This is a genomic window from Pseudomonas sp. 21LCFQ010 (genome assembly GCF_024129905.1).
Lineage (GTDB): Bacteria > Pseudomonadota > Gammaproteobacteria > Pseudomonadales > Pseudomonadaceae > Aquipseudomonas.
Genome location: NZ_JAMYDZ010000020.1, coordinates 76,561 through 90,426, shown reverse-complemented (window position 1 = coordinate 90,426; position 13,866 = coordinate 76,561). Strand labels below are relative to the sequence as shown.

Sequence of the window (13,866 nt, the reverse complement as noted above, 5' to 3'; positions counted from 1 at the left end):
TGCAAGCCATAAGCGGCAAGCAAGAGCGGACTACGGTGTGCTTTTTGTTGTGGCTTGCAGCTTGTAGCTTGCAGCTCAAACCTGCGGTAGGGTTGGCTATTACAGCTCAACCCCAGCGCAGGCCTTCAATGATCGACAGCAAACTGCCCAACGTCGGCACCACCATCTTTACCGTCATGTCCCAGCTCGCCGCGCAAACCGGGGCGATCAATCTGTCTCAGGGTTTTCCTGATTTCGACGGCCCGCAGGCGCTGCGTGATGCGGTCGGCCGCCATGTTGCCGAAGGGCGCAACCAATATTCCCCCATGACCGGCCTGCCTGCACTGCGCGAACAGGTTGCGGCCAAGATCGCCCGCAGCTACGGCGTCACGGTCAATGCTGATACCGAGATCACCATCACCCCGGGCGCTACCCAGGGGATCTTCTGCGCGGTGCAGGCGGTGATCCGGCCGGGCGATGAAGTCATCGTTTTCGACCCTTGCTACGACAGCTATGAGCCGTCTGTAGAGTTGGCCGGTGGCCGCTGTGTGCATGTGCAGCTCAATACCCGGGATTTCTCCATCGACTGGCAGCAGCTCAGCGATGCGCTAAGCCCGCGCACCCGCATGATCATCCTCAATACCCCGCACAACCCTTGTGGGGCATTGGTCAGTTGTGCCGAGCTGGACCAACTGGCAGCCTTGATCGCTGATCGCGATATTTACCTGATCAGTGATGAGGTCTACGAGCATCTGGTCTACGACGGTCTGCAGCATGTCAGCGTTCTGGCGCACGAGACGCTGTATTCCCGTGCCTTTGTGGTCAGTTCATTCGGCAAGACCTACCACGTCACCGGCTGGAAGACCGGCTACGTGGTTGCGCCACCGGCACTCACTGCTGAACTGCGCAAGGTGCATCAATATGTCAGTTTCTGTGGTGTGACCCCGTTGCAGTTTGCCCTGGCAGATTTCATGGCCGAGCACCCGGAACATGTCGAGCAGTTGCCGGCGTTCTACCAGGCCAAGCGTGATTACTTCAGTGCGCAACTGGCCGGCTCGCGTTTCAGCTTTGCACCAGTGGCTGGCACCTACTTCCAGTTGGTCGATTATTCACAGATCCGTCCTGACCTGAACGATGTCGATATGGCGCTGTGGATGACCCGCGAACACGGCGTGGCGAGCATCCCGGTGTCGGTGTTCTACCAGACCCCACCCGAAGGCCAGCGTCTGATCCGCCTGTGTTTCGCCAAACGTGGGGAGACGCTGCGTCAGGCAGCGCAAAAGCTATGCGCGATCTGAGCAACCTGCCGCCACTGAACATCGCTCTGGTCCAGACCCGGCTGGCCTGGCATGACCCGCAGGCCAACTTCGCCCATTTCGAGGCGTTGCTCGATCAGGTGCAAAAAGCCGACCTGGTGGTGCTGCCGGAGATGTTCAGCACCGGTTTCAGCATGGACTCGGCCGGCCAGGCTGAGCCGGAGCAGGGGCCTGCCGCACAATGGTTGCTGGCCCAGGCCCGCCGCTTGCAGGCGGTGATTACCGGCAGCGTGATCGTGCGCGCCGCTGATGGCACTCATCGCAACCGCCTGCTTTGGGCGCGCCCTGACGGTGAGCTGCTGCATTACGACAAGCGCCACCTGTTCCGCATGGCGGGCGAGCATGAGCACTACACCCCCGGTGAACGGCAGGTGACCTTTGAATTGAATGGCTGGCGGATTCGTCCGCTGATCTGTTACGACCTGCGGTTTCCGGTCTGGAGCCGTGACGGTCGCGACACCGATCTGTTGCTTTACACCGCCAACTGGCCGGGCGCTCGGCGCCTGCACTGGAACCGCCTGCTGCCGGCGCGGGCTATCGAAAACCTGTGTTATGTCGCTGCAGTGAACCGGGTCGGTACGGACGGCAAGGGGCTGGCCTACACGGGCGATAGCCAGGTGCTGGACTTTCAGGGCGAATGCTTGCTGAACGCCGATGAGGGCGATGGTGTGTTTCAAGTGACCCTCGAGGGTGGTGCGCTGGCCGAGTACCGGTCCCGTTTCCCGGCTTATCTGGATGCCGACACGTTCCAGATTCAATAATTAGTTACAGTTGAGTGCATTCGCGCCGATACAGGGGCAGGGATACAGGAGCCCATCATGACCACCATCAATGCCGGTAACGTTAGCATCTACAACAGCGCCTACGCGTTGCAAAGCAAGACTCAGGCTGAAAAGACCGATTCAGCGACAGCTGAGACCTCCGAGCCCAAGAAGCTTGACGTCTCATTGGAGTCCGTCGGCACGCCTGCGTCTGGTGGTGTCTCGACTGAAAAGTTGATCCAGCAGATCAAAAAGCAGATTGAAGAGGCGCAGAAGCAACTTCAAGAGTTGCAGCAGCAACTGGCCGCCGCACAGGTAAGCAAGCAGTCCGAGGAAAACAAGGCGGTCCAGGTGGCCACGATTCAGGCCCAGATCTCGACAGTCAATTCCCAACTGAGCACTTTGCAAGGCTCGCTGCTGCAACTGGTATCTCAAGGCCTGGTCAACACCAAAGCCTGAATTGCCTGAGTGCTGCAAGAGCGGCTTCAGCCGCGAAAGATGCATGTAAAAAAGCCTCCGGCTCTTACGAGACGGAGGCTTTTTCATGAGTCTTGGCGGTTACTCGTTCACGTCCATGAACTTCTTGGCCCACTGCACATAGTCTTCCGGCTGAGTGTAGGTGTGGGTCAGTTCGGTCGCGCTCATTTCACTGGTCTTGCAGGTGATCTGGCGCTGCGCGCGCAGGCTGTCGTAGGTGGCCTTGATCGCCGCGAAATAGGCCGCGTGGCCATCGACGCATACCCGTACGCCCATTTCGGCCAGGCGCTGGTTGTCGAGCAACTCAGGGTTGCCGTAGGTGACCAGCATCAGCGGCACAGTGATGCCTTCGGAGATTTGCGCCAGATGATCGAAGTCGCGTACCCCGACGATGGTGATGCCGTCCACACCGGTCGCCTGGTACTGCTGCATGCGGTCGATGGTCTCGGCGACCGGCAGAATACCGGCATTGGTGCGGGCGAAGATCGACAGCTCAGGATCTACCCGGGCCTCCAGTGCCGCGCGCATCTTGCCCACGCCTTCACCTACCGAGATCAGGTCGGTGGACTTGCGGCCAAATTGCGCTGGCAGCAGGGTGTCTTCGATGGTCAGGGCTGCCACACCGGCGCGCTCCAGTTCGATCACGGTACGCATGACATTCAGCGCATTGCCGTAGCCGTGGTCTGCGTCGGCGATGAATGGCAGTTCAGCCACGCGACCGATGCGGGTGGCTTGCTCGACGAACTCGCTCAGAGTAATCAGCGCGAAATCCGGAGCGGCCAGCACTTGCAGCGACGCGACGGAGCCGCCGAGGATGCCGACTTCAAAGCCGAGATCGGCGGCGATGCGGGCCGACATGGGGTCGAACACCGAGGCGGTGCGGTAGCAGGAACTGGAGGAGGTCAGCGCGCGGAAGCTGCGGCGCAGATCTTGATGGGAAGCCTTGGGCATAGTCGCTCCATACAGGGCAGGGTCAGCCGGGCAGCAGCGGGGCTGACGGTTTTTCTCAATGCACGGTGAGTCGCTCCGTGCAGGATTCTCGTCTGAAAATCAATGCTGGGTCGTCGTGGTAATCAGGAGTGAAGTACAGCGAAGAGGCAAGTTCAAAGCCGGAATGCTGACCGGAGTGGCCAGAGGCTTATGCCTGAATCGTTTAAGGCCGCAATGCTATCACAGCGTTTTGCCGTGTCTTATGCCGAATCTGCGGGGGGTATGCGGGAAATGCAACTTGCACAAAATGAGGGCGTAATGCCCGGCGGATTTCGCCCAAAGCACCAATGAGGTGCATTTTGGGCGAGATCCAGGGCGCTTATCAGGCTGCTACAGGCTTGGCCGGGGTCTGGCTCAGCGAGCGGTTGAGGGCGCTGAACAGGGCACGGAAGCTGGCTGTGGTGATATTTTCGTCGATGCCTACGCCGTGCACCGCACGTTCGCCATTCACCCGCAATTCGATGTAGGCAGCGGCCTTGGCAGTGGTGCCGGCACCGATCGAGTGCTCGTTGTAGTCCATGATCTCGACCTTGACTGGCAGGCTGGAAACCAGCGCTTCCAGAGCGCCGTTGCCTTTGCCTTTCCAGTGATGGGTCTCGTCATTGACGTTGACTTCGGCATCCACCGCGCTGGTGTTGTTCTCTTCCTGCAAGCGATGGCTGATCAGCGCGTAAGGCTTGTTGGCCTGCAGATATTCACGCTTGAACAGCGCGTAGATCTGTTGCGCCGTCATTTCCAGGCCCAGACGGTCGGTTTCACCCTGAACGACCTGGCTGAACTCGATTTGCATGCGGCGTGGCAGGGAGATGCCGTATTCCTGCTCCAGCAGGTAAGTGATACCGCCTTTGCCAGACTGGCTGTTGACGCGGATGACCGCTTCATAGCTGCGACCGATATCGGCCGGGTCGATTGGCAAGTACGGTACTTCCCACAGGGTGTCGTCTTTCTGCTGGGCGAAGCCCTTGCGGATGGCGTCCTGGTGCGAGCCGGAGAATGCGGTGTGGACCAGGTCACCGACGTACGGGTGACGTGGGTGGACCGGAATCTGGTTGCACTCTTCGACCACCTTGCGGATCCCGTCGATGTCGGAGAAGTCCAGTTCAGGGTTGACGCCTTGGGTGTAGAGGTTCAGGCCCAGGGTCACCAGGTCGACGTTACCGGTGCGCTCGCCGTTACCGAACAGGCAGCCTTCGACGCGATCGGCACCGGCCATCAGGCCCAGCTCGGTGGCGGCTACGCCGGTGCCACGGTCGTTGTGGGTGTGCAGGCTGATCAGCACGCTGTCGCGGCGATTGACGTTGCGGCAGAACCACTCGATCTGGTCGGCATAGACGTTCGGCGTCGAGACTTCAACGGTGGCCGGCAGGTTGAGGATGATCTTGTGCTCGGGGGTCGGGTTCCAGACTTCGATGACCGCGTCGCAGACTTCTTTGGCGAACTCCAGCTCGGTGGCGCTGAAGGTCTCTGGCGAGTACTCGAAGCTCCACTGGGTTTCTGGCTGCTGGGCGGCGTATTTGACGAACAGCTTGGCGGCATTGACCGCGATGTCTTTGACGCCCTGTTTGTCCTGATTGAAGACAATCCGGCGGAACGACGGGCTGGTGGCGTTGTACAGGTGAACGATGGCCTTCTTGGCGCCGCGCAGCGACTCGAACGTCCGGGCGATCAGGTCTTCACGCGCTTGGGTCAGGACCTGAATGGTGGTGTCGTCGGGGATGTGGCCGTCTTCGATCAGGGTGCGCACGAAGTCGAAATCGGTCTGCGAAGCGGCCGGGAAGGCGGCTTCGATTTCCTTGACGCCGACGCTGACCAGGGTCTTCCAGAAGCGCAGCTTCTTGGCCGAGTCCATTGGCTCGATCAGCGACTGGTTGCCATCACGCAGGTCGGAGCTGCACCAGATCGGCGCGCTGGTGATGGACTTCGAAGGCCAGGTGCGATCAGGCAGGTCGATGGTCGGGAACGCACGGTACTTCTTCGAAGGGTCTTTGAGCATGGTCATCGGGCTAATCCTTGTACTGATATCGGCCGAAAAGAGGCGGCCAGCCATAGGTAATGCGAATGCAGGCAGGGGCGAGGTCAGGCAGTCAGGCCTGGCAGTCGTGCGCTGACCAGGTCCAGGCAGGCGTGCTGGCGCAGCAGGATGAGGGTGTGAGAGATTTTCATGCGGTCAAACGTACCCATTGGGGTAAAACTTGGCAAGCACTTGAAAAAAATTGATAGGAATCCTCGCATGCTCTCGTTGTACGAGTTTTCATGGCGAGAATTCCGGGGTTTTTGAATTTTAATTGTTGCGTCCGTTCTGGTCGCGCAACTCAGTCAGGCTCAGGGCTCGAACGCGCCGATGAAGATCGCCGGATCCACCCGCGCATCATTGAGGCTGACGTTCCAGTGCATGTGCGGGCCCGTCGCACGGCCCGTGGCGCCGACCTTGCCGACCACGCCACCCCGTGCAACCGCGTCGCCGACCTTTACATCGATCTTCGACAGGTGGCAGAACATGCTGATGAAGCCTTGGCCATGGTCGACGAATACCGTCTGGCCATTGAAGAAGTAATCACCGGTCAGAATCACTTTGCCTGCCGCCGGGGACTTGATCGGTGTGCCGGCCGGCACGGCGAAGTCCAGGCCCGAGTGCGGGTTGCGTTCTTCACCGTTGAAGAAGCGGCGTACGCCAAAGCGGCTCGACAACGGACCGTTGACCGGCTTGTCGAGCATCAGGTTGCTCGGCGTGCCTGGGCTGAAGCTGCGGTAGGCACGCAGTTGTTCGGCCAGTTCGCGCTCATAGCGTTTGGTCTGCTCGGGGTCCGGGGTGACCTTGCTCTGATCTTTCAGGGTAATGCGCTGTTCCTTGTATTTCTTGCTGCCCACCGTGAAGGGCAGGGTGCGACCGCCGCTGAGTATTTGCTGGCTACCGGGCTTGACCGTCAATGGGATGCCGACGATGGCCAGCCAGCGAGCGTCCTGCTCGCGCACCACCAGCACCGGTTTACCCTGATAAGTGGCTTTGGGTGCCTGGGCGGCGTTGCCCAGATCGATCACTGCCACGCCACCGGGCACGGGTTTGTTGAGCATGCGGGCGATGTAACTGTCGGCCTGGGCGGGCAGGCAGATCAGCAGGGCAAGCAGCGGTGCGATAAAACGTAGCATCGGCAGGTCAGTCCAGAAGGGAAAGGGTTACGGGCGTGAGGTGGTTGTCTTCGACACGCACTTGCAGTTCGCCCTCGCTCAGTCGTGCGGTGAGGCGCTGGCCGGTGTGGGTCTGGTCGGCTTTGCGAATCGCCTGGCCGCGCTCGTCGAGCAGGATGCTGTAGCCGCGCCCCAGGGTTGCCAGCGGGCTGACCACCTGCAGGGTCTGCACCTGGCTTTGCAACTGCAGTCGACGGGTTTTGATCTGTTCACGTATCGCCCGTGGCAGGCGCTCGGCCAGGCTATCGAGGCGCTGGCGCAGAAAGCCCAGTGTGCGTCCGGGGTGCTGCGCGGCCAGCCGGCTTTGCAGGTGCGCGACCTGCAATTGCTGCTTGTGCATGTGCTGCTCAAAGGCGCGGCGCATGCGCATGTCCAGCTCGTCGAGGCGTTGCGCCTGTTGGCGCAGGCGCTCGCCGGGGTGGCGCAGGCGGCGTGACAGCCCATCAAGTTTGAGCTGCTCACGCATCAGTTTTTCCCGCATGCGGCTGAGCAGGCGGCGTTGCAGGTTTTCGACCCGGCGCAGCAAGTCGCTGGAGTCCGGGGCCAGCAGTTCGGCGGCAGCCGATGGCGTTGGTGCGCGCACGTCTGCGACAAAGTCGCTGATCGACACATCGGTCTCGTGACCCACGGCGCTGACAATCGGCGTGACACAGGCAGCAATCGCTCGCGCCACCGGTTCTTCGTTGAAGCACCAGAGGTCTTCCAGCGAGCCGCCGCCACGGGCCAGGATCAAGGCGTCGAAGCCGCCACGGTCGGCCAGTTGCAAGGCGCGGACGATCTGCCCGATGGCCTCGCGACCCTGCACGGCGGTCGGGACCAGGATCAGCTCGACCTGCGGCGCCCTGCGGCGGAACACACTGATAATGTCGCGGATCACCGCGCCGGTGGGCGAGGTGATGATGCCAATGCGCTGGGGATGCTGGGGCAGGGCGCGCTTGCGGTCGGTGCTGAACAAGCCTTCTTCGTCCAGCTTGTTTTTCAGCGCTTCGAACGCCAGGCGCAATGCCCCGTCCCCGGCTGGCTCTACGGTGTCGAGAATCAGCTGATAGTCGCCGCGGCCTTCATATAAGGAGACCTTGCCGCGCACTTTGACCTGCAGGCCGTCTTTCAGCGCCTGGCGGACCCGTGCGGCATTCTGGCGAAACAGCGCGCAACGGACTTGAGCGCTGGAATCCTTGAGGGTGAAGTAGACATGGCCCGAGGCCGGGCGCGAGAGGTTGGAAATCTCGCCTTCGACCCAGATGCCAGTGAACACGTCTTCGAGCAATACCCGGGCGCGGCCGTTGAGCTGGCTGACAGTAAGGACTTCCCGGTCCAGGCCGAGTCTTGCAAAAGGGTCTTTGATCATGGTTGGCATCATAAAGCGATTTGCCTGCTAACCACCACTGGCGGTTTCCGGGCGGGTGACGTTATATAGAAAAGAATAAGACGTAACAGGGAGTTTCATGCGGTGATGGAGCAAGTAATCGAGTGGTTCTCTGTCGTGGGCCTGACGCCGCTGGGCTGGCTGTGCATCGAACTGACGGTGGTAGGGGCCTACGTCGTGTTCGGTATCGCCGGGTTTGGCACGGCGCTGGTGGCAGGTCCGGTGCTGATTCACTTCATGCCGCTGTCGCGGATCATTCCGCTATTGGTCGTGCTGGATTTCATCGCCGCCTTGGGCAACCTGCTGCCAGCCCGACGGTCAGTGGTCAAGGGTGAACTGCTGCGCTTGCTGCCATGCATGGCGGTGGGCTGCACGCTGGGCGTGCTGTTTCTGCTCAACCTCAAATCCGACGTGCTGCTGTTGTTGATGGGGCTGTTCGTGACCGCTTATGCGCTGTACAGCCTGATGGTCAAGGTGCGGCCCACGCAATTGGCGGCTGGCTGGGCGGTGCCGATGGGCACGGTGGGCGGGTTGTTCGGGGCGTTGTTCGGCAGTGGCGGTTTTCTTTATGCCATCTACCTCAATGCTCGGCTGACCTCCAAGGAGCAGGCCCGTGCGACTCAGGGGGCCTTGATCAGTTGCAGTACCGTCGTGCGCCTGGGCTTATTCGTGATCGCCGGGGTCTATGCCGAACTATCGCTGCTGGTGCTGGCCGTTTGTCTGCTGCCGGCCATGTTGATCGGCTCGTGGATCGGGCGCGGGATTACCATGAAGCTGTCGCGTGAGGCATTTGTCAGGCTGATTACCTGGCTGGTGTTGATCAGTGGCATTGCCTTGCTGGTGCGTTACTTCAGCGGCTGATGCTTGACCTGCTGCGACGGGCGATTAAGCTGCCGCCCCCGATTGATCTTGAGTGACCGCGTGCCATGAACAGCCAGAGCATCATCGTCCCGCAAATCTCCAGCTTTCCGCTGCACGAGCTCAAGGCCCGCCAGGCACTGCGCTGGCTGGTCAAGCTGAACGTGGTCGAGCCAGAACTGAGCACCTGTGGGCGCACCGGTAACCGCATGGCCTATGCCATTGCCGCCGGGGCGCGCAACGTGGTGGACAATCCCGATGCATTGCCGTTCGGCGAGCCGGTCAACGGTCTGGAGATCGTTACCAAGCGCTGCATCTATACACCGCTGGACGGGTTTGCCGAAGAAGCCGGCTGCGCCGAGTGCCGCCAGGAGGTCGGCGAAGCGCTGTTCGAAAGCCTGGAAGACTGGATGCCGGGGCATACCGACAACTTCACCTGCCCGCTGTGTGGTCATGAAGACGACATCAATGGCTTTCTGTTTCTTGACCCCTGCGGCTTTTCCAATCTGGGCTTTATCTTCAACAACTGGCTGGCCGCCGGCTTCAAGCAAAGCTTTCTCGATGACTTTGCTGCACGGCTGGACCGCAAGGTGGCTTGGGTGAAGGTGCGTTTGTAATACCGATCGTAAAACAGGCCAAGTTTTTGCATTGAGCCTGCTTGTGTGTACAGGTATAATGGCGCGCTTCCAATTTTCCCGCTCGGGAGCCCCCGCGATGCTGCGTATCAGTCAAGAAGCCCTAACCTTTGACGACATTCTCCTTGTACCCGGTTATTCCGAGGTACTGCCCAACGAAGTCAGTCTCAAGACCCGTTTGACCCGTGGCATCGAGCTGAATATTCCGTTGGTCTCCGCAGCCATGGACACCGTCACTGAAGCACGTCTGGCCATCGCCATGGCTCAGGAAGGCGGTATCGGCATCATCCACAAGAACATGACCATTGACCAGCAGGCTGCTGAAGTGCGCAAGGTCAAGAAATTCGAAGCCGGTGTAGTCAAGGACCCGATCACCATCGAGGCCGACGCCACTGTGCGCGATCTGTTCGACCTGACCCGCCAGCACAACATCTCCGGTGTGCCGGTGCTGCACAACGGCGACCTGGTCGGTATCGTCACCTCCCGCGACGTGCGTTTCGAAACCCGTCTGGACATCCCGGTGCGTGAAGTCATGACGCCCAAAGAGCGTCTGGTCACCGTGCGTGAAGGCGCTGACAAGAACGAAGTGCGTGAGCTGCTGCACAAGCACCGTCTTGAAAAAGTCCTGATCGTCGACGGCAAGTTCGCCCTCAAGGGCATGATGACCGTCAAGGACATCGAAAAAGCCAAAGCCTACCCGCTGGCCAGCAAGGACGACCAGGGTCGTCTGCGCGTTGGCGCGGCAGTCGGCACCGGCAAAGACACCGGCGAGCGCGTAGCCGCGCTGGTGGCGGCAGGCGTTGACGTGGTTGTCGTCGACACCGCCCATGGTCACTCCAAAGGCGTGATCGACCGCGTACGCTGGGTCAAGGAAAACTACCCGCAGGTGCAGGTCATCGGTGGCAACATCGCCACTGGCGCTGCCGCCAAGGCGCTGGTCGCCGCCGGCGCTGACGCGGTCAAGGTCGGTATCGGCCCGGGCTCGATCTGCACCACCCGTATCGTGGCTGGTGTCGGCGTGCCGCAAATCAGCGCCATTGCCAACGTTGCCGAAGCGCTGGAAGGCACTGGCGTGCCACTGATCGCCGACGGCGGCATCCGTTTCTCCGGTGACCTGTCCAAGGCCATCGTGGCCGGCGCCTCTGCCGTGATGATGGGTTCGATGTTCGCAGGGACTGAAGAAGCGCCTGGCGAGATCGAGCTGTTCCAGGGCCGCTCCTACAAGGCCTACCGTGGCATGGGCTCGCTGGGCGCCATGTCCCAGGCCCAGGGTTCTTCGGACCGTTACTTCCAGGATTCCTCGGCCGGTGCCGAGAAACTGGTTCCGGAAGGCATCGAAGGCCGTGTGGCCTACAAAGGTTCGCTGGCAGCCATCATCCATCAGTTGATGGGCGGCCTGCGTTCCTCGATGGGCTACACCGGCAGCGCCAACATTGAAGAAATGCGCACCAAGCCTGAGTTCGTCCGCATCACCGGTGCCGGCATGGCCGAGTCCCACGTGCATGACGTACAGATCACCAAAGAAGCGCCTAACTACCGCGTTGGTTGATCGGGCAGGCAACGTGGCCAGTGCTGCGTTGCCGCCTAGCGAATTTTGTAGCCGGGGCTGTTTTCGCAGCCCCGTGTCGTTTCTGTTTTTTGACGAGAATGAGCCATGGCCCTCGACATTCACGCCCACCGTATCCTGATCCTCGACTTCGGTTCCCAGTACACCCAACTGATTGCCCGCCGCGTGCGTGAAATCGGCGTGTACTGCGAACTGCATCCGTTCGACATGGACGACGCGGCGATTCGCGAATTCGCACCGAACGGCATCATCCTGGCCGGCGGCCCGGAGTCGGTCCACGAGGCCAACAGCCCGCGTGCCCCGCAAGCGGTGTTCGACCTCAACGTGCCGCTGCTGGGCATCTGCTACGGTATGCAGACCATGGCCGAGCAACTGGGCGGTCGTGTCGAAGGTTCCGACCTGCGTGAATTCGGTTACGCCCGTGTCGACGTGGTCGGCAAGGCGCGCCTGCTCGACGGCATCGAAGACCACGTAGACGCCGACGGCGTGCTGGGTCTGGACGTGTGGATGAGCCACGGCGACAAGGTCACCGAAATCCCGGCTGGTTTCCACGTGCTGGCCAGCACCCCGAGCTGCCCGATCGCCGGCATGGCCGACGACACCCGTGGCTACTACGGCGTGCAGTTCCACCCGGAAGTGACCCACACCAAGCAGGGCGGTCGCATCCTGTCGCGCTTCATCCTCGACATTTGCGGCTGTGAAGCGCTGTGGACGGCATCGAACATCGTTGAAGACGCCATCGCCACCATTCGCGCCCAGGTTGGCACCGACAACGTCCTGCTGGGCCTGTCTGGCGGTGTTGACTCCTCCGTGGTCGCGGCCCTGCTGCACAAGGCCATCGGCGATCAGTTGACCTGCGTATTCGTCGACAACGGCCTGCTGCGCTTGCACGAAGGCGAGCAAGTGATGGCCATGTTTGCCGAAAACATGGGCGTCAAAGTGATCCGCGCCAACGCCGAAGAGCAGTTCCTGAACAACCTGGCCGGCGAAGCGGACCCGGAGAAAAAGCGCAAGATCATCGGCCGCACCTTCATCGACGTGTTCGATGCCGAGTCTGCCAAACTGCACAACATCAAGTTCCTGGCCCAGGGCACCATCTACCCCGACGTCATCGAGTCGGCTGGCGCCAAGAGCGGCAAGGCTCACGTGATCAAGTCGCACCACAACGTCGGTGGCCTGCCTGAGGAAATGAACCTCAAACTGGTCGAGCCGCTGCGCGAACTGTTCAAGGACGAAGTCCGCCGTCTGGGTCTGGAACTGGGCCTGCCGTACGACATGGTCTACCGTCACCCGTTCCCGGGTCCGGGCCTGGGCGTACGCATCCTCGGTGAAGTGAAGAAGGAATACGCCGACCTGCTGCGTCGCGCTGACCACATCTTCATCGAAGAACTGCGCAAGGCCGACTGGTACCACAAAGTCAGCCAGGCCTTCGTCGTGTTCCAGCCGGTCAAATCGGTTGGCGTGGTCGGCGACGGCCGCCGTTACGCCTGGGTCGTGGCCCTGCGCGCAGTAGAAACCATCGACTTCATGACCGCACGTTGGGCACACCTGCCTTACGAACTGCTGGAAACCGTCAGCGGGCGAATCATCAACGAGATCGACGGTATTTCCCGCGTGACCTACGACGTGTCGAGCAAGCCGCCGGCCACGATTGAGTGGGAATGATCCCGCGTCCGGCTCGTCCGTACATGCAGTGAACAGACAGGCCCGCATTGATGCGGGCCTGTCTGTTTCTGGCTGCCTGAAATTTTTGCTGACGATCAGATTTCTTTTCTTGAGAACCGCTTGAGCATGCTGTGCCGGCTTGCCTTATCGTGAGCACCCATATCTATCTTCTGCGCAGTAGAAGAGGATATGAAAAGTTCTTCGTTGTCATTTGACAACCTTGTCCGTCGTCACGATACTGGAGGCCGTTAATGGCTCGTCCCTCTCATCCACGCAAGGAAATCGAGGAAGCGCTGAGGCATGCAGAGGCTTGCGGCTGGCGTGTAGAAATCGGCGGGCATCACGCTTGGGGCAGGATTTATTGTCCCTACAACGACAAGGCGTGTCGCTGTGGTGAGTTCTGTATTACCAGCGTGTGGAGCACACCAAGAAACCCGGTGAATCACGGCCGGGCGTTGCGCAGGGTGGTGGATAACTGCAGCAAGCTGCGCAAGGATTCAAGCGAGGAATGAACATGGATTACATCTTTACCCTGAAGTACCAGTTGGGCGAAGGCGAAAATGACACCGCCTTGGTTGTCGAACGTTTGGGCGAAGCAGGTTGTGACGACGCGCTGGTGGGCATCGGTCTCCCCGGCCGTATTGCCCTTGAGTTCACCCGCGAGGCGGTCAGTGCCGAGGCAGCATTGCACAGTGCGCTGGCCGACGTTCATCGCGCCTTGCCACAAGCTCGACTGATTGAGGTCGCACCTGATCTGGTGGGCCTGAGCGATATGGCTGAAATCGCCGGTGTTTCACGGCAAAACATGCGCAAGCTGATGCTGGGGCATCCGGGCAGCTTTCCTTTGCCGGTACACGAAGGCAGTACTTCGCTTTGGCATCTGGCGGATATTCTCGGTTGGTTGCAGGGACGAGACTATACGCTGGCTCAGAGTGTGCGGGATGTGGCCCAAGCGGCCATGCAGGTCAACATCCTGCGTGAGCAGCGCCGCCTGCCGCAGCCTCTGACGCCACAGTTGCAGGCTTTGGCTGATTGAGCCAGATCGTTACTCAGTCCTGTGCGAGCA

13 protein-coding genes are annotated in these 13,866 nt (G+C 60.7%); 9 read left to right on the top strand and 4 right to left on the bottom strand.

Translation table 11 applies throughout. The annotated features are described in order from the left end of the window. Positions 1–128: 128 nt before the first annotated feature. The 3 genes from NJC38_RS20745 to NJC38_RS20735 are packed head-to-tail and all read left to right on the top strand — an operon-like array spanning position 129 to position 2,515. Positions 129–1,277: a pyridoxal phosphate-dependent aminotransferase gene (locus NJC38_RS20745; protein ID WP_253116931.1), complete on the top strand. Its 1,149-nt coding sequence runs from the start codon at positions 129–131 to the stop codon at positions 1,275–1,277. After that, on the top strand, positions 1,265–2,056 hold the full coding sequence (locus NJC38_RS20740) for an amidohydrolase (protein ID WP_253116930.1): 792 nt from the start codon (positions 1,265–1,267) through the stop codon (positions 2,054–2,056). The genes NJC38_RS20745 and NJC38_RS20740 overlap by 13 nt, the downstream gene beginning before the upstream one ends. A 57-nt stretch (positions 2,057–2,113) precedes the next feature. Beyond that, positions 2,114–2,515: a FlxA-like family protein gene (locus NJC38_RS20735; protein WP_045482544.1), complete on the top strand. Its 402-nt coding sequence runs from the start codon at positions 2,114–2,116 to the stop codon at positions 2,513–2,515. A gap of 99 nt (positions 2,516–2,614) precedes the next feature. Here NJC38_RS20735 and NJC38_RS20730 read toward each other — a convergent pair whose 3' ends face one another. The 4 genes from NJC38_RS20730 to xseA all read right to left on the bottom strand — a co-directional run bounded on the left by NJC38_RS20730 (position 2,615) and on the right by xseA (position 8,057). Next, positions 2,615–3,484, bottom strand: a complete 870-nt coding sequence (locus tag NJC38_RS20730) for an oxaloacetate decarboxylase (RefSeq protein WP_253116929.1) — start codon at positions 3,482–3,484, stop codon at positions 2,615–2,617. Between the two features lie 361 nt (positions 3,485–3,845). After that, positions 3,846–5,522 (bottom strand): 2-isopropylmalate synthase, encoded by a 1,677-nt coding sequence (gene leuA, locus NJC38_RS20725; RefSeq protein ID WP_045482541.1) that lies wholly within the window; start codon positions 5,520–5,522, stop codon positions 3,846–3,848. Between the two features lie 323 nt (positions 5,523–5,845). Further along, the gene (locus NJC38_RS20720) at positions 5,846–6,676 is read right to left on the bottom strand and encodes a peptidoglycan DD-metalloendopeptidase family protein (RefSeq protein WP_173426707.1); all 831 of its coding nucleotides are present in this window, start codon (positions 6,674–6,676) and stop codon (positions 5,846–5,848) included. A 1-nt stretch (position 6,677) separates the two neighbouring features. After that, a complete protein-coding gene (xseA, locus tag NJC38_RS20715) occupies positions 6,678–8,057 on the bottom strand; it encodes an exodeoxyribonuclease VII large subunit (protein ID WP_253116928.1) in 1,380 nt (459 codons plus the stop codon). Between the two features lie 105 nt (positions 8,058–8,162). On the opposite strand from xseA, the gene NJC38_RS20710 reads away from it, so the two are divergent. From NJC38_RS20710 to NJC38_RS20685, 6 genes are all read left to right on the top strand, one after another. After that, entirely contained in the window at positions 8,163–8,936 is a 774-nt protein-coding gene (locus tag NJC38_RS20710) for a sulfite exporter TauE/SafE family protein (RefSeq protein ID WP_253116927.1), read from the top strand. Between the two features lie 65 nt (positions 8,937–9,001). Beyond that, on the top strand, positions 9,002–9,550 hold the full coding sequence (locus NJC38_RS20705) for a sugar ABC transporter ATPase (RefSeq protein WP_045482532.1): 549 nt from the start codon (positions 9,002–9,004) through the stop codon (positions 9,548–9,550). A 97-nt stretch (positions 9,551–9,647) separates the two neighbouring features. Then, positions 9,648–11,117, top strand: a complete 1,470-nt coding sequence (gene guaB / locus NJC38_RS20700) for an IMP dehydrogenase (protein WP_045482529.1) — start codon at positions 9,648–9,650, stop codon at positions 11,115–11,117. Positions 11,118–11,222: 105 nt separating this feature from the next. Next, entirely contained in the window at positions 11,223–12,800 is a 1,578-nt protein-coding gene (guaA, locus tag NJC38_RS20695; protein ID WP_045482526.1) for a glutamine-hydrolyzing GMP synthase, read from the top strand. 251 nt (positions 12,801–13,051) lie between these two features. Then, positions 13,052–13,312, top strand: coding sequence for a hypothetical protein (locus NJC38_RS20690; RefSeq protein ID WP_253116926.1), 261 nt, complete (start codon positions 13,052–13,054; stop codon positions 13,310–13,312). 2 nt (positions 13,313–13,314) lie between these two features. After that, positions 13,315–13,836 (top strand): DNA-binding protein, encoded by a 522-nt coding sequence (locus NJC38_RS20685; RefSeq protein ID WP_253116925.1) that lies wholly within the window; start codon positions 13,315–13,317, stop codon positions 13,834–13,836. The last annotated feature ends 30 nt before the right edge of the window (positions 13,837–13,866 follow it).

Coding starts and splice junctions, on each gene's coding strand:
- NJC38_RS20710 (WP_253116927.1), top strand. CDS start 8,163: ATGGAGCAAGTAATCGAGTGGTTCTCTGTCGTGGGCCTGACGCCGCTG.
- NJC38_RS20690 (WP_253116926.1), top strand. CDS start 13,052: ATGGCTCGTCCCTCTCATCCACGCAAGGAAATCGAGGAAGCGCTGAGG.
- NJC38_RS20705 (WP_045482532.1), top strand. CDS start 9,002: ATGAACAGCCAGAGCATCATCGTCCCGCAAATCTCCAGCTTTCCGCTG.
- guaA (WP_045482526.1), top strand. CDS start 11,223: ATGGCCCTCGACATTCACGCCCACCGTATCCTGATCCTCGACTTCGGT.
- leuA (WP_045482541.1), bottom strand. CDS start 5,522: ATGACCATGCTCAAAGACCCTTCGAAGAAGTACCGTGCGTTCCCGACC.
- NJC38_RS20740 (WP_253116930.1), top strand. CDS start 1,265: ATGCGCGATCTGAGCAACCTGCCGCCACTGAACATCGCTCTGGTCCAG.
- NJC38_RS20735 (WP_045482544.1), top strand. CDS start 2,114: ATGACCACCATCAATGCCGGTAACGTTAGCATCTACAACAGCGCCTAC.
- guaB (WP_045482529.1), top strand. CDS start 9,648: ATGCTGCGTATCAGTCAAGAAGCCCTAACCTTTGACGACATTCTCCTT.
- xseA (WP_253116928.1), bottom strand. CDS start 8,057: ATGATCAAAGACCCTTTTGCAAGACTCGGCCTGGACCGGGAAGTCCTT.
- NJC38_RS20745 (WP_253116931.1), top strand. CDS start 129: ATGATCGACAGCAAACTGCCCAACGTCGGCACCACCATCTTTACCGTC.
- NJC38_RS20730 (WP_253116929.1), bottom strand. CDS start 3,484: ATGCCCAAGGCTTCCCATCAAGATCTGCGCCGCAGCTTCCGCGCGCTG.
- NJC38_RS20685 (WP_253116925.1), top strand. CDS start 13,315: ATGGATTACATCTTTACCCTGAAGTACCAGTTGGGCGAAGGCGAAAAT.